At 72.5% G+C, this 24,946-nt stretch carries 19 protein-coding genes; 11 read left to right on the forward strand and 8 right to left on the reverse strand.

Translation table 11 applies throughout. From position 1 onward, the window contains the following. The first annotated feature begins 247 nt into the window (after window positions 1-247). The 3 genes from IE95_RS0113365 to IE95_RS20685 all read left to right on the forward strand — a co-directional run bounded on the left by IE95_RS0113365 (window position 248) and on the right by IE95_RS20685 (window position 3,009). The gene (locus IE95_RS0113365) at window positions 248-880 is read left to right on the forward strand and encodes a carbonic anhydrase (protein WP_030152118.1); all 633 of its coding nucleotides are present in this window, start codon (window positions 248-250) and stop codon (window positions 878-880) included. A gap of 103 nt (window positions 881-983) precedes the next feature. After that, window positions 984-2,393, forward strand: coding sequence for a class II fumarate hydratase (locus IE95_RS0113370; protein WP_030152119.1), 1,410 nt, complete (start codon window positions 984-986; stop codon window positions 2,391-2,393). Window positions 2,394-2,721: 328 nt separating this feature from the next. After that, the gene (locus IE95_RS20685) at window positions 2,722-3,009 is read left to right on the forward strand and encodes an FUSC family protein (RefSeq protein ID WP_030152120.1); all 288 of its coding nucleotides are present in this window, start codon (window positions 2,722-2,724) and stop codon (window positions 3,007-3,009) included. On the opposite strand, the gene IE95_RS19040 is transcribed toward IE95_RS20685, so the two are convergent. The 5 genes from IE95_RS19040 to IE95_RS0113400 form a co-directional block, all read right to left on the reverse strand. Next, on the reverse strand, window positions 2,987-3,616 hold the full coding sequence (locus tag IE95_RS19040) for a GrpB family protein (RefSeq protein WP_051703101.1): 630 nt from the start codon (window positions 3,614-3,616) through the stop codon (window positions 2,987-2,989). The two genes, IE95_RS20685 and IE95_RS19040, sit on opposite strands and share 23 nt — an antisense overlap. Window positions 3,617-3,729: 113 nt before the next feature. Beyond that, window positions 3,730-4,044: a hypothetical protein gene (locus tag IE95_RS0113385; protein WP_129429487.1), complete on the reverse strand. Its 315-nt coding sequence runs from the start codon at window positions 4,042-4,044 to the stop codon at window positions 3,730-3,732. A 122-nt stretch (window positions 4,045-4,166) separates the two neighbouring features. Next, on the reverse strand, window positions 4,167-5,426 hold the full coding sequence (phoH2, locus tag IE95_RS0113390) for an RNA 5'-3' helicase PhoH2 (RefSeq protein ID WP_030152123.1): 1,260 nt from the start codon (window positions 5,424-5,426) through the stop codon (window positions 4,167-4,169). A 504-nt stretch (window positions 5,427-5,930) separates the two neighbouring features. Beyond that, on the reverse strand, window positions 5,931-7,592 hold the full coding sequence (locus IE95_RS0113395; RefSeq protein WP_084690263.1) for a DHA2 family efflux MFS transporter permease subunit: 1,662 nt from the start codon (window positions 7,590-7,592) through the stop codon (window positions 5,931-5,933). Window positions 7,593-7,675: 83 nt separating this feature from the next. After that, window positions 7,676-8,311 (reverse strand): PadR family transcriptional regulator, encoded by a 636-nt coding sequence (locus IE95_RS0113400; RefSeq protein WP_030152125.1) that lies wholly within the window; start codon window positions 8,309-8,311, stop codon window positions 7,676-7,678. A gap of 385 nt (window positions 8,312-8,696) precedes the next feature. Between IE95_RS0113400 and IE95_RS0113405 the strand changes: the two genes are divergently transcribed. Then, entirely contained in the window at window positions 8,697-9,734 is a 1,038-nt protein-coding gene (locus IE95_RS0113405; RefSeq protein ID WP_240666180.1) for a formylglycine-generating enzyme family protein, read from the forward strand. Between the two features lie 6 nt (window positions 9,735-9,740). Then, window positions 9,741-10,298, forward strand: a complete 558-nt coding sequence (locus IE95_RS0113410; RefSeq protein ID WP_036572031.1) for a DUF1697 domain-containing protein — start codon at window positions 9,741-9,743, stop codon at window positions 10,296-10,298. A gap of 8 nt (window positions 10,299-10,306) precedes the next feature. On the opposite strand, the gene IE95_RS0113415 is transcribed toward IE95_RS0113410, so the two are convergent. After that, window positions 10,307-11,122, reverse strand: a complete 816-nt coding sequence (locus IE95_RS0113415; protein WP_129429488.1) for a YqeB family protein — start codon at window positions 11,120-11,122, stop codon at window positions 10,307-10,309. A 198-nt stretch (window positions 11,123-11,320) separates the two neighbouring features. Between IE95_RS0113415 and nhaA the strand changes: the two genes are divergently transcribed. The 4 genes from nhaA to IE95_RS0113435 all read left to right on the forward strand — a co-directional run bounded on the left by nhaA (window position 11,321) and on the right by IE95_RS0113435 (window position 17,745). Further along, window positions 11,321-12,688 carry a Na+/H+ antiporter NhaA gene (gene nhaA / locus IE95_RS0113420; RefSeq protein WP_084690264.1) on the forward strand — a complete coding sequence of 456 codons (1,368 nt, stop codon included), beginning with the start codon at window positions 11,321-11,323 and terminating at the stop codon, window positions 12,686-12,688. Between the two features lie 71 nt (window positions 12,689-12,759). Continuing rightward, entirely contained in the window at window positions 12,760-13,920 is a 1,161-nt protein-coding gene (locus IE95_RS20885) for a hypothetical protein (protein WP_030152130.1), read from the forward strand. Between the two features lie 64 nt (window positions 13,921-13,984). Then, on the forward strand, window positions 13,985-15,874 hold the full coding sequence (locus IE95_RS0113430) for an alpha/beta hydrolase (RefSeq protein WP_051703103.1): 1,890 nt from the start codon (window positions 13,985-13,987) through the stop codon (window positions 15,872-15,874). Window positions 15,875-16,173: 299 nt separating this feature from the next. Then, on the forward strand, window positions 16,174-17,745 hold the full coding sequence (locus IE95_RS0113435; RefSeq protein ID WP_030152132.1) for a methionine--tRNA ligase: 1,572 nt from the start codon (window positions 16,174-16,176) through the stop codon (window positions 17,743-17,745). 82 nt (window positions 17,746-17,827) lie between these two features. On the opposite strand, the gene IE95_RS0113440 is transcribed toward IE95_RS0113435, so the two are convergent. Beyond that, complete coding sequence (locus IE95_RS0113440) at window positions 17,828-19,363, reverse strand: helix-turn-helix domain-containing protein (RefSeq protein WP_084690266.1); 1,536 nt, start codon at window positions 19,361-19,363, stop codon at window positions 17,828-17,830. 177 nt (window positions 19,364-19,540) lie between these two features. Here IE95_RS0113440 and aceA point away from each other — a divergent pair, with 177 nt between their 5' ends. Both aceA and aceB read left to right on the forward strand, forming a co-directional pair. Next, a complete protein-coding gene (gene aceA / locus IE95_RS0113445) occupies window positions 19,541-20,992 on the forward strand; it encodes an isocitrate lyase (protein ID WP_276319046.1) in 1,452 nt (483 codons plus the stop codon). Window positions 20,993-21,110: 118 nt separating this feature from the next. After that, on the forward strand, window positions 21,111-22,910 hold the full coding sequence (aceB, locus tag IE95_RS0113450; RefSeq protein WP_084690267.1) for a malate synthase A: 1,800 nt from the start codon (window positions 21,111-21,113) through the stop codon (window positions 22,908-22,910). Window positions 22,911-23,034: 124 nt separating this feature from the next. Here the strand turns inward: aceB and IE95_RS0113455 are convergent, their stop codons facing one another. Then, on the reverse strand, window positions 23,035-24,945 hold the full coding sequence (locus tag IE95_RS0113455; protein ID WP_030152136.1) for a glycerophosphodiester phosphodiesterase: 1,911 nt from the start codon (window positions 24,943-24,945) through the stop codon (window positions 23,035-23,037). Window position 24,946 lies beyond the last annotated feature (1 nt).

The following is a 24,946-nucleotide window of genomic DNA, read 5'->3' on the forward strand; positions in this document are numbered from 1 at the left end:
CCTTCGTCCAACGGGCGCTTCGCTGTGCCCGTTCTCGGTTGGTTCCTCTTTCTAGAGGTACCCGGTCCGGGGACGACTCGCCACGCGAGGGACATTTCCACCGGGCCCGACGGCGCCGCTCGCCCGGGTGCGGGCGTCGCGGTGTCCAGGGCTCTGGTCAGATCGTGAACGCCGCGCACGGCACGGCCCGTCGTGAGCGAACATGGAGGTTGTGACGACGACGAGCAGCACTCCCGAGACCACCTCCATGACCCCCGCCGAGGCCTGGGCCCAGCTCCGCGACGGCAACGGGCGCTTCGTGCGCGACGAGATGGAGCACCCGTCGCAGGGCGCCGCACGTCGCGCCGAGGTGAGCGTGGCCCAGCACCCCCACACCGTGATCTTCGGCTGCGCGGACTCACGCGTCGCGGCCGAGATCATCTTCGACCAGGGGCTCGGCGACGTGTTCGTCGTACGGACCGCGGGTCATGTCCTGGACACCACGGTGATCGGGTCGATCGAGTACGGGGTCAACATCCTCGGGACACCGCTCGTGGTCGTGCTCGGTCATGACAGCTGCGGCGCGATCGCTGCGGCCGCGCACACGCTCTCGACGGGTGAGCAGGCCGACGGGTTCGTCCGCGCGGTCGTCGACCGGGTCATCCCCTCGATCGTCAACATCACGAGCAGCAAGGGCGGCGTGTCCGCCGTCGACCCCGACACGCTGCGCCGCGAGCACGTGCGCCACACCGTGGACATGCTGCACGGCTACTCCGCGGCGCTCGCTGACGCGGTCGCCGAGGGACGCCTGGCGATCGTCGGCGTCGAGTACACGCTCGCGGACGGCCGCGCCCGGCTCGTCGAGGTCGTGGGCGACGTCGACGACACCCCGGACGTGTGAGGCCCGGGTCCCGCCTGCGGGCGGGACCTGCCCGGAGCGCGGCTCGCAGGTCAGGACCGGACCGGTTCGAGAACACCCGTCCCGGTGCGGCACCATTAGGCCCATGACTTCTGCCGAAGCTTCCGACTACCGCATCGAGCACGACACCATGGGTGAGGTCCGCGTCCCCGCGGCCGCCCTCTACCGCGCGCAGACGCAGCGCGCCGTGGAGAACTTCCCGCTGTCGGGCACTCCTCTCGAGCGCAGCCACATCGAGGCCCTCGCTCGCGTCAAGAAGGCCGCTGCGCGCGCCAACGCCGAGCTGGGGGTGCTCGACGAGGACGTCGCGGCCGCCATCGTGGCCGCCGCCGACGAGGTCGCCTCGGGCGTGCACGACGCCCACTTCCCGATCGACATCTTCCAGACGGGCTCCGGCACGTCGTCGAACATGAACACGAACGAGGTCCTCGCGACGCTCGCGACGCGCTCGTTGGGCCGCGAGGTCCACCCCAACGACCACGTCAACGCGTCGCAGTCGTCCAACGACGTCTTCCCGACGTCGGTGCACCTGGCCGCGACCGCAGGCGTCGTGCACGACCTGGTCCCTGCCCTGACGCACCTCGCGGAGGCGCTCGAGGCCAAGTCGGCCGAGTTCGCGACGGTCGTGAAGTCGGGCCGCACGCACCTCATGGACGCGACCCCGGTCACGCTCGGCCAGGAGTTCGGCGGGTACGCCGCGGCCGTGCGCTACGGGATCGAGCGCCTGCAGTCGGCGCTGCCCCGCGCGGCCGAGGTCCCCCTGGGCGGTACGGCCGTCGGCACGGGCATCAACACCCCGGCCGGGTTCCCGCAGCGCGTCATCGCGCTGCTCGTCGAGGACACGGGCCTGCCGCTGACCGAGGCGCGCGACCACTTCGAGGCACAGAGCTCGCGCGACGGGCTCGTCGAGCTCTCGGGTGCGCTGCGCACCATCGCGGTCTCGATCACGAAGATCTGCAACGACCTGCGCTGGATGGGATCGGGCCCCAACACCGGCCTGGGCGAGATCTTCATCCCCGACCTGCAGCCCGGCTCGTCGATCATGCCGGGCAAGGTCAACCCCGTCGTGCCCGAGGCCGTCCTCATGGTCGCCGCACGCGTGATCGGCAACGACGCGACCGTGGCCTGGGCCGGTGCGAGCGGGTCGTTCGAGCTCAACGTGCAGATCCCCGTCATCGCGCTCGGCGTGCTCGAGTCGATCCGTCTGCTCTCGAACGCGTCGGTCGTCCTCGCGGACAAGACGGTCGTGGGCATCACGGCCAACGTCGAGCGTGCGCGCGCCCTCGCGGAGTCCTCGCCGTCGATCGTCACGCCGCTCAACCGCGTGATCGGCTACGAGGCGGCGGCCAAGGTCGCCAAGCACTCGGTCAAGCAGGGCCTCACGGTCCGCGAGGCCGTGATCGACCTGGGCTTCGTCGAGCGCGGCGAGGTCACCGAGGAGCAGCTCGACACGGCCCTCGACGTCCTGTCGATGACGCGACCGCCGCAGGCGTGACCGCTCGCTGAGGTTCCCGCCCGGGAGGGCGGTGCCTCGGGAGGCACGACGAACGGCGTGGGCCGGGTGACAGCACCCGGCCCACGCCGTTCGTCGTTGGCATGACCGCGCTGTGCCAGCTCCGTCGTGCGACCCTCGCCGCCGAGGCCGCAGCCCTCGCACCCGACGACCGTGGCGCCGTCGGGCGGGCGTGCGACGCCGTGGCCCTCGCGCGGACCGTCCTCGCCGACGACGCGTCGCACCGCCGCACGCGCGCGACCGCGCTCCGCCTCGCCGACGAGCTCTCGGAGGCCGCCGGGACGCCCGCCGACCTGCCACCTCGCCTGACGTGTGGCCGCTGCTCGACCTGCGCCTCGGCTTCTGGGCGACCGCAGCCTTCGTCGTCGTGCTGCAGGTCGTCACCGAGCTCGTCGTGGGGCGCCACTACGGCCTCGCGATGCTGACCATCACCCCCATGGCGCTGCTCATGACGTCGCTCGGCGGCTCGAACGACGTCATCGCGCTCGACCGTGCGCTCGACACGGCCGTGGGCGCGGTCGTCGGCGTGCTCGCCGTGGTGCTGGTCCACGCGCGGTCGCGGTCCGCGCGCAGCCTCACCGCCCCGGCTCGGACCTGACCGAGGCTCCGCGAGCGGCGCGCACCCTGTCCTCCATCTCGTCCTGGACCTCGTCGAAGAACACAGTCTTGGCGCGCGTGTAGTCGTCGTAGTCGCCGTCGTCCGCGTGCTCGCGAGCCAACCGCCGCTTGAGGTCCTCGTACTGCCCTCGTCGACGCGAGTCCTCCAGCAGCAGGTCCCGGAGCGCGACCGTGTACGCGGCCCACGGCGAGTCCGCGCGCCTGATGTGCAGGATCGCAGCGGGCGCCGCCGAGACGAAGAGGGACTTCCTCCAGAGGTTCTCGTCGTCGCGGCCGGTGCTGCCCCGTGGAAGGTCGAACGTGACCCCCGGGGAGTCCGGCCGGCTGCCCTGCGCGGGACGGAACGTCGTCGTCCCGAGCGCTCGCGTCCATTCCTCGACGGGCAGGAGCACCGGGACACGCACCTGGAGGTCGAGGAAGGGCTTGGCCGCGAGCCCGGGGACCGCCGTCGACCCGATGTGGTCGTAGACCATGCCCTGCGCACCATCGAGGACGGCGAACGCGGAGCGCACGACCGCGAGGAGCTCGACCGCCTGCTCGCCCCACGCGGGATCCGGTGGGACGAGGGCTGCGGGGCCTGGGCTCATCGACCGATGATGCCGCCTCGTCGCGCCGCAGATCGTCCCGACGCGCCCGGTCTTCGGCATGATGCGTGCCCTGACGCACGCACCACGTCCGCACAGATTTCCTCGTGGACGGCTCAGCGGCCCGCAGATCTCCACCGGACCGCGCCGACCCCGACACCGACAAGGCCCGAGAACCCCAGTGCGCCCGCCACGACGAGAACGTCGCGGTTCGTCCTGATCGCCGCCGCACTCCACGGCTCGACGGTCATGTCGCGCTGGTTGGCGAAGTTCCACACGGAACCGGCGTGGTAGTCCGCTTCCCAGGTCGTGACCCAGACGCCGAGCAGCACGAGGAGCAGGCCGCTCGCCACGAGCAGCCCACCGGAGACCCGCCGTCGCCTGCGGTCCTGGCGGCTCGGTCTGACGTGGCCCTCCGATGTCGTGCGCACTCTTCTCGGCATTCGAAGAACCTACCGACGGCACGCGCACCGACGCCGGTTCCGCGTACGCGGCGTCGTGGCTCCGGTCCCCCGCGGACCGGGGCCACGACGCGTGCCCGACGTACCGGGTCTCAGACCTCGATGCTCTCCAGCATCTCGGTCACGAGCGCCGCGACGGGCGAACGCTCGGACCGCGTCAGGGTCACGTGCGCGAACAGCGGGTGCCCCTTGAGCGCCTCGATCACGGCCGCGACGCCGTCGTGCCGACCGACGCGCAGGTTGTCGCGCTGCGCGACGTCGTGCGTGAGGACGACCCGGGAGGACTGCCCGATGCGCGAGAGCACGGTCAGCAGGACGTTGCGCTCGAGCGACTGGGCCTCGTCGACGATGACGAACGCGTCGTGGAGCGAGCGACCGCGGATGTGGGTCAGGGGCAGGACCTCCAGGACGTCGCGGTCCACGACCTCGTCCATGACCTCCTTGGACACGAGCGCGCCCAGGGTGTCGAAGACCGCCTGCGCCCACGGGTTCATCTTCTCGGCCTCCGAGCCCGGCAGGTAGCCGAGCTCCTGCCCGCCTACGGCGTACAGGGGGCGGAAGACCATGATCTTGCGGTGCTGCCTCTTCTCCAGCACCGCCTCGAGGCCCGCGCAGAGCGCGAGCGCCGACTTGCCCGTCCCGGCACGGCCGCCGAGCGACACGATCCCGATCTCCTCGTCGAGCAGCAGGTCGATCGCGATGCGCTGCTCGGCCGAGCGACCGTGCACGCCGAACACGTCCTGGTCCCCCCGGACGAGCTGCACGTGCTTGTCGGCCGTGACCCGGCCGAGAGCCGAGCCGCGCGGCGAGTGGATCACGAGCCCCGAGTGGACCAGGAGCGGCTCGGCGGCCGCGACCGTGGCGGCGTCGAGCGCCGAGAGCTCGACCGACTCGTGCTCCCACAGGTCGGCCATCTGCTCGTCGCTCACGTCGATCTCGCCCATGCCCGTCCAGCCCGAGTCGATCGCGAGCTCGGCCCGGTACTCCTCGGCGCGCAGCCCCACCGCGGAGGCCTTGACCCGCATGGGCAGGTCCTTGGACACCACGGTCACGTCGCAGCCCTCGCTCGCGAGGTTGGCGGCCACCGACAGGATGCGCGTGTCGTTGTCGCCCAGGCGGAACCCGGCGGGGAGCACGCCCGGGTCCGTGTGGTTGAGCTCGACGCGCAGCGTCCCGCCGACCGCCCCCACGGGCAGCGGGGCGTCGAGCCGACCGTGCTTGACCCGCAGGTCGTCGAGCATGCGCAGCGCGCTGCGGGCGAAGTAGCCGAGCTCGGCGTGGTGGCGCTTGGCCTCGAGCTCGGTGATGACGACGACGGGGAGGACGACGTCGTGCTCGGCGAAGCGCAGCATGGCTCGCGGGTCGGACAGGAGCACGGACGTGTCGACGACGAAGGTGCGACGCCCCGCAGGGCTCGCAGGGTCAGGGCTCGTCGTGTCACGGGACGTGTCCCTGACGTCGGGTGCAGCTCCGGTAGCAGAAGCGGTTCGGACCACAGCAGGCTCCCTCCGGCGCGCGGCGCCGTTCTCGCTGGGTGGGGCGGGCGACCGGCCGACGAAGGGCCGGTGCCGGCCCTCCTGCGCGGAGCAGAAACTCCATCGGATGGCCTCCCGGAGGACGACGTGTGTCGTCCGTCACGTTCGAAACTACGCCCGTGTGGTTCTCCAGCGTCGAGGCAACACGCCGCGCGTCCGAGATGTCACCTGTCGTTCACATGCACGTTCCCGCCCACCCCCTGGGACGGGGTGGGCGGGACGGCGGGACCCACCCGGCCTGCCCGACGACGGCGCTCACGTGCCGTCGTCGGGCCGGGTCCGTGGTGGGCCGGCTCAGTGGTGCGCCCGGACCTGCGGCCCTCAGTCCGCGTGCGCGACGTGCGTCGCGCGCATGGCGAGCGCCGCGACGAGCCCGATCACCAGGACGCCCGCCGTGACGAGCAGCGTCTGACCGACCGCGAGCGAGAACCCCTGGTGCAGGGCCGTGGTCGCGGCCTCGCGGATCTGAGCGGCGGCCTCGGGCGGGACGCCCGCGGGGAGCTCCATGTGCTGCGCTCCCCCGGTGAACGCGCCGCCCGCCGCGGCGAAGCCGTCGACGAACTGCTGGCGGAGCTCCGCGGGCAGCCCAGCCGCGGCGTCACGCGCGGCCGCCGGCAGGGTCGCCGAGAGCCTGCTCGTGAGCGTCGCGACGATCGCGGCCGAGCCGATCACGCCGCCCACCTGGCGGAACGTGTTGAACGCGCCCGCGCCCGCGCCGGCCGTGCGGTGGTCGAGCCCCGACGTCGCGAGGTTCGCGAGCGGCGAGAAGAGCGCACCCGTCCCGATCCCGAACAGCGTCATGGGCGCGACGATCGCCCAGGTGCTCGCGTCGGGAGTTGCCGCGACGCTCAGCCACACGACCGAGGCCGTGAGCAGCGCGAAGCCCGCCGCGACGACCCACTTGCCCGGGATCCGGTCCGAGAGCCGGCCCGCGAACGGCGCCACGACCCCCGACACGAGAGAACCGGGCAGGTTGATGAGCGCGGCCTCCAGGGGCGAGAGCCCCAGGATCGACTGGAGGAAGATCGTCAGCGGGAAGAAGATCCCGATCATGCCGAACGACACGGCCATGCCCGACACGTTCGCGAGCGAGAAGTTGCGCGAGTGGAACAGCGTGAGCGGCAGGAGCGCGCGCTCACCGAGGTGGCGCTGCCACAGCACGAAGGCCGCCAGGACCAGCACGCCCAGGCCGATGATCGTCCAGATGTTCAGCGGTCCCACGACCGTGCCCCAGTGGTACGTCTCGCCCTCCTGCAGGCCGAACACGAACAGGAACAGACCCACGATCGAGAGCGCGACCCCGACCATGTCGAAGCTGCGCTTGTTGGTCGGCAGCGACGGCAGGCTCCGCAGCGCCAGGACGAGGGCCACGACGCCCACGGGGATGTTGACGAAGAAGATCCACTCCCAGCCCCACGTCTCGACGAACACGCCGCCGAGCAGCGGGCCCGCGATGGTCGCGACGCCCGCGACGGCACCCCACAGCCCCATCGCGGCACCGCGCTGACGCGGCGGGAAGACGCGCGTGATCATCGACATGGTCTGCGGGGTCATGAGCGCGGCGCCCACGCCCTGGACCGCGCGCGCCACGATGAGCATCTCGACCGACCCCGACAGCCCGCACCACAGCGACGAGAGCGTGAAGACCACGAGGCCCAGGACGAACACGGGCTTGGGTCCGAACCGGTCGCCCAGGCGACCGGCGAGCAGGAGCAGCACCGCGTACGTGAGCAGGTACGCGCTGTTGACCCAACCGACCAGCGTCAGGGTCGTGTCGAACGTGTCGACCAGCGTGGGGACCGCGATGTTCACGATCGTGGTGTCGACCATGATCATGAAGAAGCCCAGGCACAGTGCCGGGAGGATGCTCCACGGGCTGCGCCCGCCGAGGTCGACGAGCGGTGGGCCGGCAGGTGCGTCGGACGTGGCCGTGGCCGTGGTACCGGTCGCGGGCAGGCTCTCGGACGGAGGGGTCGTGGTCATGGGGTCCTTCGAGGTCGACGACGGGCAGGGGTGTTCAGGAGGCTGCGCGAGCAGCCGCTGCCGGGCGCGATCCCGGCAGCAGGTCAGGGCACGTGGTCCGTGGCCTGTGCCCGCGAACGGGCGGCGACGAAGTCGCGGAAGGACTGCGGGACGGGCTCGTCCCAGTCCAGGGCGCCGGAGTCGAGGTCGGCGAGCAGGCCGTCGAGCCACGCGAGCTCGGACTCGATCCGGTGGAGGTCGTACTCGACGTCGAGCAGGAGGCGACGGGGCAGGCCGTGGCTCCGCACGCCGTCGTACCTGCGGGACCAGGCCGTGAGCTCCTCGGCCGTCGCAGCACGCCGGGCCCGCAGCGCGGCGACCGCGACCGACCGGTCGATCGCATGGGCCTGCGACAGCGCGAGCGGGAAGCAGGGGTGCTCCTGCCGGGGCTCCCCGAGCAGCAGGGCCGTGCGCGCCGCGAAGGCCTCGCGACCCGCCTCGGTCAGCCGGTAGGTGGTCCGCTGGGGGCGGTTCCCCGCGCGGTCGGTGCCGACGGCCTCGACGAGACCGTCCGACGCGAGGCGGTCCATGGAGTGGTAGACCGAACCCGGCGTGATGCTCGCGAGCCGGTCGTCGCCGCGCTGCTTGAGGGTCTGGTGGACCTGGTACGGGTGCATGGGGCGTTCGTGGAGCAGCCCGAGGAGGAGCAGGGCAGCGGCGGAGAGGTCCTTGCGTGCCATGTGTCGCCTCCTCGTGATGGTTCCCGGCGGAATAGTCCGGCTGGAATATACGCCTCGGGCAACCATCAGGTCGAGTCCGCACCGCGGAGCAGAGCCACGGGGCAGACGGGTGGTGGTCCCCGGCGCTAGGGTCGGCTACAGCAGGTCCGGGCACCGGAGGACAGCACGTCGCCGCAGGTCAGCAGGCCCCTCGGGCCGCATGACGGATGGCCCCGCGATCGCCCGGGCACGCCTGCTGACGACACCGGGCAGCATCGAGAACGAGCTCGACACGAGGAGACGCATGGACACGACCGCAGGCACGCCACCAGCACGTCTTTCGGCGGGAGGTCCAGCACGTGAGAGATCTCGCGACCGCGGGAGTGACAGGACGGCTCTCTCGCCCCTGGTGCCGCTGCCCGGTGGCTCGTTCCGCCGAGGCTCGGCCGAGTTCTACCCCGACGAGGGCCCCGTCCACGAGGCCACCGTGGCACCCTTCGAGATCGAGCAGCACCCCGTGACCAACGCGCAGTTCGCCGCGTTCGTCGCCGCGACGGGCTACGTGACGGTGGCCGAGCGCCCGCTCGACCCGGCCGACTACCCCGGCGTCGCGACCGAGGACCTCGTGCCGGGCGCGCTCGTGTTCACCGCGACCGCAGGTCCGGTCGACCTCTCGGACTGGCGGCAGTGGTGGCGCTGGCAGCCGGGCGCCCGCTGGAGCGCCCCGCACGGTCCGGGGAGCTCGGTCGAGGGTCGCGAGGACCACCCGGTCGTGCAGGTCTCGTTCGAGGACGCGCAGGCGTACGCCGCCTGGGCGGGTCGGTCGCTGCCGACCGAGGTCGAGTGGGAGTACGCGGCCCGCGGCGGGCTCGACGGCGCGCGCTTCGCCTGGGGAGACGAGTACCGGCCCGGTGGAGAGCTGCTCGCCAACCACTGGCAGGGCTCGTTCCCCTACCGCAACACGGGGGCAGCGGGGTGGGTCGGGACGAGCCCCGTCGGGACGTTCCCGCCGAACGGCTTCGGCCTGGTCGACATGATCGGCAACGTGTGGGAATGGACCACGTCGTTCTACACCCCGGACCACACGTCCGAGGCCCGGTCCGCGGCCGAGGTCGAGGCGGCCCGGTCCGCGCTCACGGTCGAGATGCCCGCGTGCTGCTCACCGAGCGCCGGGCAGGCCCGACCGGCACAGCCCGACGGCGACGGCGCGCGCGCTGCCGCGAGCGCCGAGCCCGGCTCGACGATCCCGCGCAAGACCCTCAAGGGTGGCTCGCACCTGTGCGCGCCGGAGTACTGCTTGCGCTACCGGCCCGCGGCCCGGTCGCCGCAGGCGGTCGACACGGCGACGAGCCACATCGGCTTCCGTTGCGTGGTGCGGCCCCCGGTGGCCGTGTCCTCGGCCGCGGCGTCGATGCCCGCCTCCGTGTCCGACCGGCCGGGCTGAGCCCTGGTGTCGGGTTTCGTGGTGCTGCTGCGGGGCGTCAACGTGGGTGGCGGTCGCAAGGTTCCGTCGGCGGACCTGCGCGCGATCGCGCAGGACGCCGGGTTCGCGGGGGCGCGCACGCTCCTGGCCAGCGGGAACCTGGTGGTGACCCCGGGGACGTCGGGAACCACCGGGCCCGACGACGTCACGCGCCTCGTGCAGGCCGGCCTCGCCGACCGCCTGGGTCTCGACGTCGACGTGCTCACGCTGACCGGTGCGGACCTGGCGGCCGCGATCTCGGCGAACCCGTTCGACGACGCCGCACGCGAAGACCCGTCCCACCTGCTGGTGACGTTCCATCCGCACCCGCCTGGTCCCGACAGGGTCGAGGCCTTCGACCCCGCCCGCTACGGCATCACGCACATGGCCTGGTCGGGGGCCGTGAGCTACACGTGGTTCCAGGGCGGGGTCGGCACCTCGAAGCTCACCCCAGCGGTCCTGCTCAGGGCGCTCGGCGTGTGGGGCACGGCAAGGAACTGGAACACCGTGACCAGGCTGGCCGCGCTCGTGGAGGACGTGGGCTGACCTCGGCCTCAGGCGCGGCGCTCGACGCCGACCGCACCGGCCCCGATTCCGGTTCCGGTACCGGTACTGCTGCCGGTACCGGTCGCCGAGACGTCGGTCGCGAGGCGCCAGTGCTGGACCGTGCCCTCGTCGCGCACGACGACCCCGAGCACCGCGAGGTCGTCCCGCACACCACGGGCGTGCACCCCCTTGCCCGCCTCGAGAAGTCCCGCCCGCGCACGGAGCAGCGCGTCCGCCCCGGCGGGCAATCTCTCGTCGCCGACGTCCCAACGGTGGTACGCGGCGCGGAACGGGTCCCCGCCCTCACGCCACGGCCAGCCGTGGCCCGTGAAGGCCGCCGCGACCTGGCGGGTCGGCAGGTCAGCGGGCCAACGGCGAACCTCCCGACCGGCCCGCAGGAGCACGACCTGCGAGCCCTCGACGAACACGTCGGTCACCTCGGAGCGCCCGACCGTCTCGAGCGTGTCCTTGTTCTTGAACCCCGCACCCGTGCACGTGACGGCGATCCGGCCCATGTTCTCCACGAGGTGCTGCGCGAAGCACGCCCCGACGACCGCGCCGAGAGCACCGAGGCCCACGAGTGCCCACGTGCCCCACACGTCGGCCAGGGCATCGACGGAACGCGCCAGCCCCTGCCACGGGACCCAGGGCAGGCCCGCCATCCAGGCAGCGAGCCAGCGCAGACCGACACCGGCCACCATCCCGAGGACCGGCAGGACGAGCCGGAGGAACCGGGTCTCGCGGGAAGAAACTCCCACGACCGTCTCCGTGGGGTCCTGCGAGGCTGCGTCCATGGTCAAGGGTTCGTGGCTCTTCTCGTGCACCCGACCATGCTCCCGTGGTCGAGGTGCCCGAGACATCCCCCTTTCGGCGGACTTCCCGCCCGGGCGAGGTCCTCCTTCCGGGGTGCCCGGCGTGCCACGACTGCGCCTGCCGAGCCTGCCGCCCGGTAGGATGGGACGCTGGTGTGCCGGGAAGTCTGGTCGGCGTGACGTCGACGACCCCTCAACCACAGGAGACCTGTGAGCACGCACGAGCAGCACACCCCCACCCCGGACGAGACCCCCCGCGCGGGTGACGCGCCCTCCTCGGGAGCGACGCCGTCGGGCACCCCGGCCCTCGCGGCGACCGCGCGGCCGAGCGCCGCACGACGCTGGAAGCGCTGGGTGACCCGGGAGACGACGGGCGGTGCGCTCCTCATCGGTGCCGCGATCATCGCGCTCCTGTGGGCCAACTCGCCCTGGCGAGAGGCCTACTTCGACCTCGCCTCCTTCACGGTCGGCCCCGAGGCGCTGCACCTGGACCTGTCGCTGTCGACGTGGGCCGCCGACGGCCTGCTCGCGATCTTCTTCTTCGTCGTCGGCGTCGAGCTCAAGCAGGAGTTCGTCGCCGGGTCGCTGCGCAACCCGCGCGAGGCAGGCGTTCCCATGCTCGCCGCGGTGGGTGGCATGCTCGTGCCCGCCGCGTTCTACGTCGCCGTGGTCCTGCTGACCGACGGGGCCGACGCCGTCCACGGCTGGGCCATCCCGACCGCGACCGACATCGCGTTCGCGCTCGCGGTCCTCGCGGTGTTCGGCCGCGGCCTCCCGACGGCGATCCGCACCTTCCTGCTGACGCTCGCCGTGGTCGACGACCTGCTCGCGATCATCGTCATCGCCATCTTCTACACCGACACCCTGCACTGGGCCCCGCTCGGCCTCGCCCTCGTCGGCGTCGCGCTGTTCGCGTTCCTCGTGCGCCGCCGTCGGACGCACTGGTGGCTCCTGCTCCCGCTCGCCGCCGTCGTGTGGGCGCTGGTCCACGAGTCGGGCATCCACGCGACCGTCGCGGGCGTCCTGCTCGGCTTCATGGTCCCCGCCCTCGCGATCCACGGCGAGAAGACCTCCCGGACCCACCAGTACGAGCACCGCGTCAAGCCGATCTCCGCAGGGCTCGCACTGCCGATCTTCGCGTTCTTCGCCGCAGGCGTCTCGCTCGTCGACGGCGGTGGGATCGGGGAGATGATCGGCCAGCCCGTCGCGATCGGCATCATCGTCGGGCTCGTGGTCGGCAAGGGGATCGGAGTGCTGGGAATCACGGCGCTCGTCACGAGACTCACACCGCTGCGTCTCGCGCCCGGCATCGGCGTCCGCGACCTTCTGCCCGTGGGGCTGCTCGCCGGCATCGGCTTCACGGTCTCGCTGCTCATCGCCGAGCTGTCGTTCCCCGACTCCGAGCACACCGAGTCGGCCAAGGCCGCAGTCCTCCTCGCCTCGGTCGCCTCGGCGCTGCTCGCCGCCGCCGCGCTGCGCTGGGACGCCCGGCGCAAGCGCTCCGACGACATGAACGAGGACGGGCTCCCCGACGACGTCTCGACGTACATCGGCGACGCGGCGGACGACGAGCGCTGACCCGGCAGGTCTCCGTCGACGCCCGAACGACGGAGACCTGCTGACGCCCGAGGCAGCTGCATTGAGAGAGCATGCGCGACTCTCAGCCCTCGACCGTCGACCACACCTGCGCTGCCGGACCCGCCGAGAGCCCGTGCCGGTGCGAGGCACTGCCGGGCGCCGGACGAACCCGACGTCGTCGGAGGCTCGGGACGCGCCTCGCCGGGGTCGCGCTCGTCGTCGTCCTCGCGAGCGGGACGGCCGCGACCACGGGCGACTCGGCTGCGACCGCGACCGGGATCTCGACCACCGCGACCGGTGACATCGAACGCGCGAACGCCCAGGAGAAGGCGAGCAGGTTCGTCGAACGCGCGACCCGCACGGTCGAACGGGCCACCGGGAAGGTCGACGAAGGCCTCCGTCTCGCGCTCCGTCGCGCGGTCGACGAGGTCGACGAGCAGGCCGAGAGGACCGGACGCACGCCCCGCCCCCTGCTCGCCAGAGGGCTCGTGCGACTTCGCGACGCCGTCGAGCACGCCGAAGGCCTCGACGCCCGGGTGCGCCTGGCGATCGCGAGCTTCGAGTTCGAGCAGTCCCGCGTCGCCGCTGCCGAGCAGGCAGCAGCAGAACAGGCGGCAGCCGAACAGGCAGCCGCAGAACAGGCCGCGGCCGAGCAGGCAGCCGCAGAACAGGCCGCGGCCGAGCAAGCTGCCGCAGAACAGGCCGCCGCAGAACGAGCCGCCGCCGAGCAGGCCGCGGCCGAGCGCACCGCTGCAGCACAGTCGGCCCCCGCGCAGCAGACGCCCGCCGACCCGTCCACCCCTGCGGCGCCGTCCCCGTCGATCCGGGAGATCGGCGAAGCAACCCTGCGCAGCCTTCCCGGCAACGGCGGGGTCTCGCTCTCCTGGGACGACCCGGGCCTCTCAGGCCACCTCGGCGGCGTGTGGAAGGGCAACACCTCGACCATCCTGGTCAACGCGTCACGGCTCGCCGGCCAGCCGTCGAAGACCAAGGACGTCATCCGGCACGAGATGGCGCACATCTACCAGGGCCGGCTCATGGCAGCGCACGGCATGTCGTGGTCGCAGATCGACGGCCTCCTCGCAGGCGCCTTCGGCTCCAACGCGAGCGAGAAGGTCGCAGACTGCGTAGCGATCCGCTTCGGCGCCTCCTGGGTGAACTACACGAGCGACTGCTCCGGCGGGGACAAGCAGGCGTGGGTCGACGCGCTCATCGGCGGCTACCTCCCCTGACCGCCACGACCCGCCCGCAGCGCTCTCGGTGGCGCGATCCCACCAGCCCCGTACGATCGCACCCGTGACGCCAGACGCCCCGCGCCGGTCCCAGACCGCCCCGAGCAGCAGGACCACGACGACCACGGAGGACGCCTCCGCGTCCGACGCGGCCGCACCGTCCCCCGCGACCGCACCGGTCGCACCAGGACGCCAGGACGTGGCCCCGGGCGGTGAGCGACCCACCCGACCCCCGCTGCGCCGTCGGGCGTGGGCGTGGCTCCAGCACTACGCGCGACGCTTCTCCACGACCGGGCTCGTCCTCGCCCTGCTCTTCTTCTGCTACTCCCTGACCCCCTCGCTCATCCCCCGCGCCTGGTACTACCAGGCGCTCATCACGGGCATGAGCATGGTCGGCGGGTACGGGATCGGGGCGTTCGTCGAGTGGTTCGCCCTCAAGGTCGGGCTGCGGATCCGTTGGAGCCCACGCGTGAGCCGCATCGCCTGGTGGGTCCTGGGGGCCGCGACGATCGTCCTCGTGCCGCTCTTCCTGGTGCTCGGCGCACGCTGGCAGCACGAGCTGCGCGCCCTGTTCGGCATGCCCGAGCAGGCGCCGGCCAACGACGTCGCGGTCGTGTTCGTCGCAGTCCTCATCGCGATCGGCGTCCTGCAGCTCGCCCGCGCGCTGCGCCGCGTCGCGCAGTGGGTGAGCCTGCTGGTCGACAACATCATGCCCAAGCCGATCGCCCGCTTCCTCAGCGGGGTCATCGTCGCGGTCGTGGTCGTGCTGCTGTTCAACGGCGTCATCTGGGCCGGCGTGCTGCACCTGCTCAACAACGTCTACGCGAGCGCCAACGAGCAGATCGACCCTGCGCTCGACGCGCCGACCTCGCCCGAGCGGTCCGGCTCCCCGGAGTCCGGCTCGTCGTGGGCGTCGCTCGGTGCCGAAGGACGACGCTTCGTGACGCTCGGCCCCACCCAGGCCGAGCTCACCGAGTTCGCCGCGGGCGGCGACGTGGTCGACCCGGCCGACGTCCAGGTCCCGATCCGCGTCTATGCGGGCCTCGACCCTGCAGGCGACCTCGACGCGACCGCGCAGCGCGTCGTCGACGAGCTCGACCGCACCAACGCCTGGGACCGGTCCGTCCTGGTCGTGGCCACCACCACGGGCACCGGCTGGGTCGACCCCGGCATGAGCAACTCGCTCGAGCTCATGCACGGCGGCGACACCGCGATCGCCTCGATGCAGTACTCGTACCTGCCGAGCTGGATCAGCTTCGTCGGTGACCGCAGCACCCCGCCCGACGCCGGCAAGGCCCTCTACGAGGCCGTGTACGAGGCCTGGTCCGCCCAGCCCGAGGACACCCGGCCGAAGCTCATGGCGTTCGGCATCTCGCTCGGCTCGTTCGGCGCACAAGGCGCGTTCAGCGGCCTGCAGGACATGACGACCCGCACCGACGGCGCCATGTTCGTGGGCACACCCAACTTCACGCCCAACTGGACGGACTTCACGGCGAACCGCGACCCCGGCTCCCCCGAGTACTCGCCCGTTTACGAGGAGGGCAGCCAGATCCGCTGGGGCACCGAGGTCTCGAGCGCCGCGAACATCTGGACCGTGCCCGGCACGTGGGAGACCCCGCGCATCGTCTACGTCCAGCACGCGTCCGACGGCGTCACCTGGTGGTCCCCCACGACCCTGTGGTCCGAGCCCGACTGGATGCGCGAACCCCGCGGCCCCGACGTGCTCGACGCCGTTCGGTGGCGCCCCGTCGTCACGTTCTGGCAGCTCACGGGCGACCTGTTCGTCGCGGCCGCCTCCGACATCCCCGCCGGTCACGGACACGTCTACTACCTCGAGTACGCCGACGGCTGGTCGGCCCTCAACGCCCCCGACACCTGGACGGACGCCGACACCGCACGGCTCAAGGAACAGATGCTGACCAAGCAGCCCGCGGCGTCGAGCTCGACGGGCTGAGCCGCCGCGCCCCACCCCACCCCGCCGCTGAGTGCGGAGCACTTGTCGCGACACGCCGGGTCGCACGACAACTGCTCCGCACTCAGCGGGGCTCGAGGGCCCCGCTGGTAAGGTCGTGCGCATGAGCTTCTCGTCAACCGTCATGATGCGCCCCGCCCGGGGCCCTTTCGTGATGCGCTGACGCGCTCCACCACCCAAGGCCTCGCCGTAGCGAGGCCTTTCGTGTGTCCGGGCCCGGTGCGGTCGAGGCGCCACCGCACCCGTCAAGGGTGCCCGTCGTCCCCGAGAGGACTCTCGCCATGACCGCCCAGACCTCCCCCGCCAGCACACCCGCCCGGCCCACCTTCTACGTCACGACCGCCATCCCCTACGTCAACGGCGACCCGCACCTCGGTCATGCGCTCGAGCTCGTCCAGACCGACGTCCTGGCCCGCCACGCACGCCTGCGGGGGCGGCCGACCCGCTTCCTGACCGGCACCGACGACCACGCCCTCAAGAACGTGAGCGCCGCCCGCGCCGCGGACCGTGAGGTCGGGGGGTTCGTCGCCGAGCGCGTCGAGGACTTCCGCGCCCTGCGCCCTGCGCTGTCGTTGTCCACGGACGACTTCCTGTCGACGTCGTCCGACCCTCGTCACCGCCCCGGCGTCGAGGCGCTGTGGCGTCGCTGCGCCGAGGCCGGCGACTTCTACCGACGCTCCTACGAGGGCCTGTACTGCGCGGGCTGCGAGCAGTTCTACACCCCCGACGAGCTCGACGCGTCGGGCCGCTGTCCGGAGCACGCGCCCCTGCCCGAGCGCGTCGTCGAGGAGAACTGGTTCTTCCGGCTGTCCCGCTACGGCGACCGCATCCGTGAGGAGATCGCGACGGGGCGCGTGCGCATCAACCCCGCCGCCAAGCGCAACGAGGTCCTCGCGTTCGTCGACGCCGGGTGCGAGGACTTCAGCGTCTCGCGGCCAGCAGCCCGTTCGGACAGGTGGGGCGTCCCTGTCCCGGGCGACCCCTCGCAGGTGGTGTACGTCTGGTGGGACGCGCTGACCAACTACGTCACCGCGCTGGGCTACGGCGGCGAGGGCACTGACCCGGCAGACCCCGGAGCGGCGGACGACTACCGCACCTGGTGGTCGGGCGGCGACGAGCGCGTGCACGTGATCGGCAAGGGCATCACACGCTTCCACGCGGTGTACTGGCTCGCGCTCCTGCTCTCGGCGGGCGAGCCGCTGCCCACCACGATCCACGTGCACGACTACGTCACGGCCGGTGGCGCCAAGCTCGCCAAGTCGACGGGCACCGCGGTGCACCCCGTCGGGCTCGTGGACGCGTACGGCACCGACGCCCTGCGCTGGTGGTTCGCGCGCGAGGTCCCGCTCCTGGGCGATGCCGAGTTCACGACCGAGCGCCTCGTCGCGCGGCACGACGACGAGCTGGCCCACGGCGTGGGCAACCTGGTCAACCGCACGCTCACGCTCGTGCACCGGTTCCGGGACGGCGTCGTGCCCGCGCTCCCCCGCACCCTGGCGAGCGCACCCGACGAGCTGGGCTCCGCCGTCGGGCAGGTCGCCCCTGCCGTGGACGCGGCCCTCGCGGACGCGGACCTGCGGACCGCGACCGGGGCCGTGTGGCGCATCGTCGACGCGGCCAACCGGTACGTCGACGCCGAGAAGCCCTGGGAGCTCGCAGCCCGCGAGCGCGCCGGAGGGACGGGCACGGGCGAACGTCTCGACGAGGTGCTCGCACGGCTCGTCGAGGCGTGCCGGGTCGTGGCGGTCGAGCTCTCGCCCTTCGTGCCCGACGGCGCCGCCCGCCTGCGCGCCCAGCTCGGCGCCGGGACCCGCGTGAGCCCGCCGACGCCGGTCTTCCCCCGCCTGGCCTGACCTGTCGCCTCGCTGAGTGCGGAGTTCTTGCGCGACTCGCCGGGCGTTTCTCGCAAGAACTCCGCACTCAGCGGGAGGGCGGCTACCGCAGCGCCGGGGCGTGCGACTCCAGGAACCGGAACACCTCGGTCTGGTCCACGCCCGGGAACGCCCCGACCGGCATCGCGGCGAGCATGCTCGCGTGCGGACGCGCGCTCGGCCACGACCGGTCCGCCCAGCGCTCGGTCAAGGCCGCGGGCGGGCGACGGCAGCACGACTCGTCAGGGCAGCGTGAGACCGTGCGCTCCGTCGTCTCGCGCCCGCGGAACCACTTGACGTGCCCGAACGGCACGCCCACGCTGACGGAGAACTGGCCGTCGTCGGAGTCCTGGACGCGTGAGGTGCACCAGTAGGTGCCGGTCGGGGTGTCGGTGTACTGGCTGAACGGGCTCAGTCGGTCCTCGACCGCGAACACCGTGCGCGCGGTCCAGTTGCGGCACACGTACTGGCCCTCGACCGCGCCGAGGGGGTCCGCGGGGAAGCGCACGCCGTCGTTCTCGTACGCCTTGTGGATGATCCCCGACTCGTGGATCTTCATGAAGTGCACCCCGATGCCCAGGTGCGTCGTGGCGAGGTTCGTGAACCGGTGGGCCGCGGTCTCGTAGGACACCGAGAACGCGTCGCGCAGGTCCTCGACCGAGATCTCGCGCGCGTCCTTGGCCTCCTTGAGGAGCTTGACGGCGTCGCGCTCGGGGAGCAGGAGCGCGGCCGAGAGGTAGTTGGCCTCGACGCGCTGGCGCAGGAACTCGCCGTAGTCGCGCGGCTCGTGGTGCCCCAGGACGTGCGACGCGAGCGCCTGCAGCAGGGCTGAACGCGGATCGCTCGACGCGCGCGTGCCCGTGCTCGGCAGGTACACGCGGTGGTGGCGCAGGTCGATCACCGAGCGGGTCGAGTGCGGCAGGTCGTGCACGTAGTGCAGCGAGAAGCCCAGGTGCGTCGCGAGGTCCGCGGCCACACGCTGGGACATGGGACCTCGCGCATGCCCGACGCCGTCGAGCAGCTCGCGCGCGGTGGCCTCCAGCTCGGGGAAGTGGTTGTCCTGGGCTCGCATGGTCGCGCGGAGCTCGGTGTTCGCGCGGCGCGCCTCCTCGGGGGTCGCGGCCCGTTCGGTGTGCAGGCGCTCGAGCTCGCGCTGCAGACCGACGATGGCCTCGAGCGCGTCGCTCGGCAGCGACTTGCCGACCCGCACCGCACCGAGCCCGAGCGAGGCGAACAGCGGTCCGCGCTGCGCACGCTCGAGCTCGATCTCGAGGGCCGCCCGGCGCGTGGGCGGCTCGGCCGAGAGCAGGTCCTCGACGCTGGCCCCGAGTGCACGGGCGATCGCCTGGAGCTGGGAGAACTTGGGCTCGCGGCGCCCGTTCTCGATCACCGAGACCTGCGAGGGCGCCCGCCCGATCGCGGCCCCGAGCTCCTCGAGCGTCATGCCTCGCTCGGTCCGCAGGTGCCGGACCCGACGGCCGATCGTGAGGGCGTCGGCCTCGTCCTCGACGGGCAGCGTGCCGCCGAGCGGGGTGCCGCCCGGCAGCGCCCCGCCCTGCCGTCCGAGGAACTTCTGTGCTGACCGCGCGTCAGATGCCATGACTGAGGGTGACACACGCCACTCCTTGCGCACAACAGAAGAAACATACTTCTTCTGCCGAAGAAGTCCTTGTGGACCCCTTGTGCGGCGAAGGAAGGTCGTTCCACGGCAACCGCTCACCCGGGCGGCGCGCCGGAACGAGTACCACCGCACGCAACGACGCTCTGGAGGCACCCCGTGACCACCCCGCCCATCATCAGCCGCCGCTCCGAGAACGAGTACGCCACGCCCCGGGCGTCCGCGACCTCCCGGACCGAGGCAGTCACGGCCCCCGTCCCCTCCCCCGCACCCGCCGGCACCAGCCACGCCCACAGCCACTCACCCTCGCGCCCCGGCGACCAGCGGCAGACCGCTGCCGACCTCGCCCTGTCGTGGGCGACCGACCCCCGCTGGTCCGACGTGCAGCGTGACTACACGGCCGAGGACGTCATCGCCCTGCGCGGCTCGGTCCGCGAGGAGCGGACCCTGGCCCGCCGCGGCGCCGAGAAGCTGTGGGACCTCATCCACACCGAGGAGTGGGTGGCTGCGCTCGGCGCCATGACCGGAAACCAGGCCGTGCAGCAGGTCCGCGCGGGCCTCAAGGCCATCTACCTGTCCGGGTGGCAGGTCGCGGCCGACGCCAACCTGTCCGGCCAGACCTACCCCGACCAGTCGCTGTACCCCGCAAACTCGGTGCCGGCCGTGGTGCGCCGCATCAACAACGCGCTGCTGCGCGCCGACCAGATCGAGACCTCGGAGCGATCCGGCTCCCCCGCGGGCACCGCTCCCGAGCGCGACTGGATCGCCCCCATCGTCGCCGACGCCGAGGCCGGCTTCGGCGGGCCCCTCAACGCCTACGAGCTCATGCACTCGATGATCGAGGCGGGCGCTGCGGGCGTGCACTGGGAGGACCAACTCGCGTCCGAGAAGAAGTGCGGTCACCTGGGCGGCAAGGTCCTCGTCCCGACCTCGCAGCACATCCGCACGCTCAACGCGGCCCGCCTCGCCGCGGACGTCGCGGGAGTCCCGACCGTCATCATCGCCCGCACCGACGCGCTCGCCGCCGACCTCATCACGTCCGACGTCGACCCCCGCGACCAGGAGTTCCTCACGGGCGAGCGCACCGCCGAGGGCTTCTACCGGACGCGTCCGGGCATCGACACGGTCATCTCGCGCGGCCTGGCCTACGCCCCGTACGCCGACCTCATCTGGGTCGAGACGGGCGAGCCCGACCTCGAGCTGGCCCGCCGCTTCGCCGAGGTCGTCCACGCGCAGTACCCCGACAAGAAGCTCGCGTACAACTGCTCGCCGTCGTTCAACTGGAAGAAGCACCTCGACGACGCCCAGATCGCGAGCTTCCAGAAGGAGCTCGCCGCGATGGGTTACGCGTTCCAGTTCATCACCCTGGCCGGCTTCCACGCCGTGTCCCACTCCATGTTCGAGCTCGCCCGCGGCTACAACGACCGCGCGATGAGCGCCTACGTCGAGCTCCAGGAGGCCGAGTTCGCCTCCGAGTCCGACGGTTACACGGCCACCCGCCACCAGCGGGAGGTCGGCACCGGCTACTTCGACCGCGTCGCCACGGCTCTCAACCCCGACAGCGCCACCCTCGCGCTCGCCGGCTCCACCGAGACCGCCCAGTTCCACTGATCCTCGCCTCCTCGCCTCGCCTCACCGAGGTAGAGGCCACGCGTCGAGGTAGAGGGCTGCGGCCCTCTACCTCGACGACTCCCCTCTACCTCGCGGCACAGACCATCGGAGCCATGCCATGCCCAGCACAGCCAGCACGACCAGCACCCTCAACCCCCATCCCTCCGGCCCGACGACGTCACGCACCTCGTCCGACCGGCCCACCACGGCCCGTCAGCACCCCGGCCCCCACGGCGGGCGCGACGACGACGCTCGGCGCGCGACGCCGTCGGGCACCCTGGACGTCACCGGGCCCCTCGGTGAGCGCTACCGCGATATCCTGACCCCGGGCGCCCTCGACTTCCTCACCGCGCTGCACGACCGCTTCCTCGCCGCCCGCCACGGGCTGCTCATGGACCGCCAGCAGCGCCGCCAGGACGTGGCCGACGGGATCGACCCCGACTTCCGCGCCGCGACCCGACCCGTGCGCGACGACCCGTCGTGGCAGGTCGCCGGCTCGCGCGGCGCCCCCGGCCTCGAGGACCGCCGCGTCGAGATCACCGGCCCGACCGACCCCAAGATGGCGGTCAACGCCCTCAACTCGGGCGCCAAGGTGTGGCTCGCCGACCAGGAGGACGCGTCGTCGCCCACGTGGCGCAACGTGATCGAGGGCCAGCTCGCACTGCACGACGCGATCCGCGGCACGCTCGCGTTCACCTCCCCCGAGGGCAAGCAGTACGCGCTGCGCTCGACCGAGCTGACCGACCTGCCGACCATCGTGTTCCGGCCCCGCGGCTGGCACCTCATCGAGAAGCACCTGCGCTACGCCGACCGCGCGGGCGTCGCGGTCTCGGCGTCCGCCTCGCTCGTGGACTTCGGGCTGTACTTCTTCCACAACGCGCGAGAGCTCGTCGAGCGCGGCCGCGGACCGTATTTCTACCTGCCCAAGCTCGAGGGCTACCGCGAGGCGCGCGTCTGGAACGACGTGTTCGTGTTCGCGCAGGAGTACCTGGGCATCGAGCAGGGCACGATCCGCGCGACCGTGCTCGTCGAGACCCTGCCCGCCGCGTTCGAGATGGAGGAGATCCTGCACGAGCTGCGCGACCACTGCGCGGGGCTCAACGCGGGCCGCTGGGACTACCTGTTCTCCGTCATCAAGTCGTTCCGCACGCGCGGCGACCAGTACGTCCTGCCCGACCGCTCGCAGGTGCCCATGACCGCGCCGTTCATGCGGGCCTACACCGAGCTCCTCGTCGCGACGTGCCACAGGCGCGGGGCGCACGCGATCGGCGGCATGAGCGCGTTCATCCCCGACCGCCGCCGACCCGACGTGACCGAGAAGGCGTTCGAGCAGGTCCGCGCGGACAAGCGGCGCGAGGCCGGCGACGGGTTCGACGGCACCTGGGTCGCGCACCCCGACCTCATCCCCGCGGCACGCGCCGAGTTCGACGCCGTGCTGGGCGACCGGCCGCACCAGGTCTCGCGACTGCGCGACGACGTGCGCGTGGGGCAGCACGAGCTGCTCGACATCGGTTCGGTGCGCCGTGCGGGTGCCACCGTGACCGCGGCAGGGCTGCGGTCCAACGTCTCGGTCGGCGTGCGCTACATCGAGTCGTGGCTGCGCGGCGTGGGGGCCGCGGCGATCGACCACCTCATGGAAGACGCCGCGACGGCCGAGATCTCCCGCTCGCAGGTGTGGCAGTGGATCGCGTCCGGGACCCGCACCGAGGGCGGCGTGCCCATCACGCGGGCCCGCGTCGAGGCGCTGCTCGCCGAGGTCGTCGACGACCTGCCGCGCGGGGAGGGCAACCGGATCGACGACGCCGCGCACGTGTTCCGTGCCGTCGCGCTCGCCGAGGACTTCCCGACCTTCCTGACCATCGGGGCGTACTCGCAGTTCCTGGTCGGGTCGGCCGTGGACGGCCCGCGCGAGGGCTGACCACCTCGCCCGGCCGGCTGGCTGGCCAGCCAGCCGGCCGGCCGGCCGGCCGGTGCTGAGAACGGGGTTGAGGTCGTCATCGAGGGGATGGCGACCTCGACCCCGTTCTCGTGGGCACGGGAGCTCACCACGCGAGCGCGTCGCGCAGCTCGTCCTCGAGCCGCGTGGACAGGGCCAGGTCGTCGCGGACCGTGGCGCGCTCGGCCACGGCACGGCGCGGGCTGCTCGTGATGATGCCGTCGACGCCGCCGCGCAGCTGGGCGCGCATCGTCGCAGGGTCGTTGACGGTCCAGACATAGACCTCGATCCCGGCCGCACGAGCCCCGGCGCGCACGCGGGCCGAGTCGGACGACTGCTCGATCGCCACGAAGTCGACCGGCAGGTCGCCCAGCGCCCCGCGCAGGAACGGGACGACGTAGCCGACCGCGATCTCGGGGCCGAGCGCGTGCACCTCGTCGGCCTGCTCGGGGTAGATCGACTGGACCAGGTACTCGTCGGCGACGCCCTGCGCGCGCAGGAGCGCGACGACGTCCGCGACGAACGTCGGCGTCTCGTGGCCGTGCGCCTTGAGCTCGACCAGGAGCGGCACGTCGAGCTCGCGGGCGCGCTCGACGAACTCGTCGAGCGACGGGATCGTCGCCTCGAACCCGCCCTGACGGATCGTGGTCGCGGTCAGCTCGTCGAGCGTCATGGTGTGCACGGCCCGGTCGGTGCCCGCGAGCCGCCGCAGGGTCAGGTCGTGGAAGACGACGAGCCCGCCGTCGGCGGCCTGGAGCACGTCGAGCTCGACGTAGTCCGCGCCGAGCACCGCGGCCGACTCGAGCGACGCGATCGAGTTCTCGACGCCGCCGCCCGGGTCGCCCCGGTGCGCGATCACCGCACCGGGCTCCTCGCGCACGAGCGTGGTCATGGCGCGGGTGTTGGCCGCCGTCACGGCGAGAAGCACCAGCACGGCACCCAGCCCGACGGCGGCACGCACCGCGCGCGGTCGGCCCGCCCGGCCGCGGAACAGGCCGAGGAGCGCGTGCCGTCCGGCCGGCGCGGCTGCCACCGGCCCGGCCACCTGCCCGGGCGAGGCTGCGGCACCCGCGGGAGCGGCGCCGTCGGGCAGCGGTACCGCACGCCCCGCGACCGCGACCACGACCTGCGTCAGGACCGCCGCGACGAACCCCGCGAGGACGAACCCGACCACCTGCACGACCGTGAGCGTCGCCCCCGCGACGAGGGGCGCGAAGCCGGGGGCGTGCAGGTCCGCGACCCGCGTGGGGACGAGCGCGATCGTCACGATCCCCGCGGCCACCACGAGCACCGCGACGCCCACGACCGCGAACACTCCGAGGAGACGCGGCCACGACCGCCGGGTCGCGCGCCAGCTCGCGGCCATGGCCCCCGCGACCGACACGTCGGAGGTCAGCAGGATCGCGAGCGTCAGCACCAGGCGCAGATTGAGGAACAGGACTCCCGCGAGGAACGCGAGATAGACGAACAGGCCGCCGTCGAACTTGAGGAGCTCCCCGACGACGAAGTCCGGGATCGCGATGCCCCGCACGAGGAACGCCGCCATCCCGAACCCGCCCACCGGGACCAGCACGAAGGAGTACCCGACGAACAGCACGAGCTGAGGGCCGAGGAGCCGGCGGCTCGCACGGGCGAGGTCGTGCGCGACACCGCGCACCGAGACGGGCTCCCCCGCCCGCACGCGCACGCCGATCGCGAGGAACGCCCCCTGCTGGACGAGGACCACGACCGAGGCGACCAGAGCCAGGAGGACGAGCAGGAGCACCGCGCCCGGGCTCGACAGGACCCGCACCGCGTCGAGGTGCGTGAACGAGGCGACCCCGGCGACCGCGAGCGCCCGGTCGAACAACCACACCATGAGCGGGACGACGACCAGGCCCGTGACGCCCTGGAGGAGGACGACGGTCAGGAGGTAGGTCGGCAGGTGCGCCCGGACCGTGCGGGCCGCGGGGAGCAGCAGGCCGGGCCTCGCCCCGTCGTCGAGGGGACGCGCGGACGGTCGGGAGACGGAGGGCACG

Source organism: Oerskovia turbata, assembly GCF_000718325.1.
GTDB classification, from domain to species: Bacteria; Actinomycetota; Actinomycetes; order Actinomycetales; family Cellulomonadaceae; genus Oerskovia; species Oerskovia turbata.

What these genes read in the sequence shown, in the direction of transcription:
- phoH2 (WP_030152123.1), bottom strand. Translation starts at nt 5,426, where the DNA reads ATGCTGCGCTTCGCCGAGCACGACGTCGTCCTCCCCGTCGTCGTCATC.
- IE95_RS0113435 (WP_030152132.1), top strand. Translation starts at nt 16,174, where the DNA reads ATGACCGCCCAGACCTCCCCCGCCAGCACACCCGCCCGGCCCACCTTC.
- IE95_RS0113365 (WP_030152118.1), top strand. Translation starts at nt 248, where the DNA reads ATGACCCCCGCCGAGGCCTGGGCCCAGCTCCGCGACGGCAACGGGCGC.
- IE95_RS20885 (WP_030152130.1), top strand. Translation starts at nt 12,760, where the DNA reads ATGCGCGACTCTCAGCCCTCGACCGTCGACCACACCTGCGCTGCCGGA.
- IE95_RS0113440 (WP_084690266.1), bottom strand. Translation starts at nt 19,363, where the DNA reads ATGGCATCTGACGCGCGGTCAGCACAGAAGTTCCTCGGACGGCAGGGC.
- IE95_RS0113370 (WP_030152119.1), top strand. Translation starts at nt 984, where the DNA reads ATGACTTCTGCCGAAGCTTCCGACTACCGCATCGAGCACGACACCATG.
- aceB (WP_084690267.1), top strand. Translation starts at nt 21,111, where the DNA reads ATGCCCAGCACAGCCAGCACGACCAGCACCCTCAACCCCCATCCCTCC.
- IE95_RS0113395 (WP_084690263.1), bottom strand. Translation starts at nt 7,592, where the DNA reads ATGACCACGACCCCTCCGTCCGAGAGCCTGCCCGCGACCGGTACCACG.
- IE95_RS19040 (WP_051703101.1), bottom strand. Translation starts at nt 3,616, where the DNA reads ATGAGCCCAGGCCCCGCAGCCCTCGTCCCACCGGATCCCGCGTGGGGC.
- IE95_RS0113400 (WP_030152125.1), bottom strand. Translation starts at nt 8,311, where the DNA reads ATGGCACGCAAGGACCTCTCCGCCGCTGCCCTGCTCCTCCTCGGGCTG.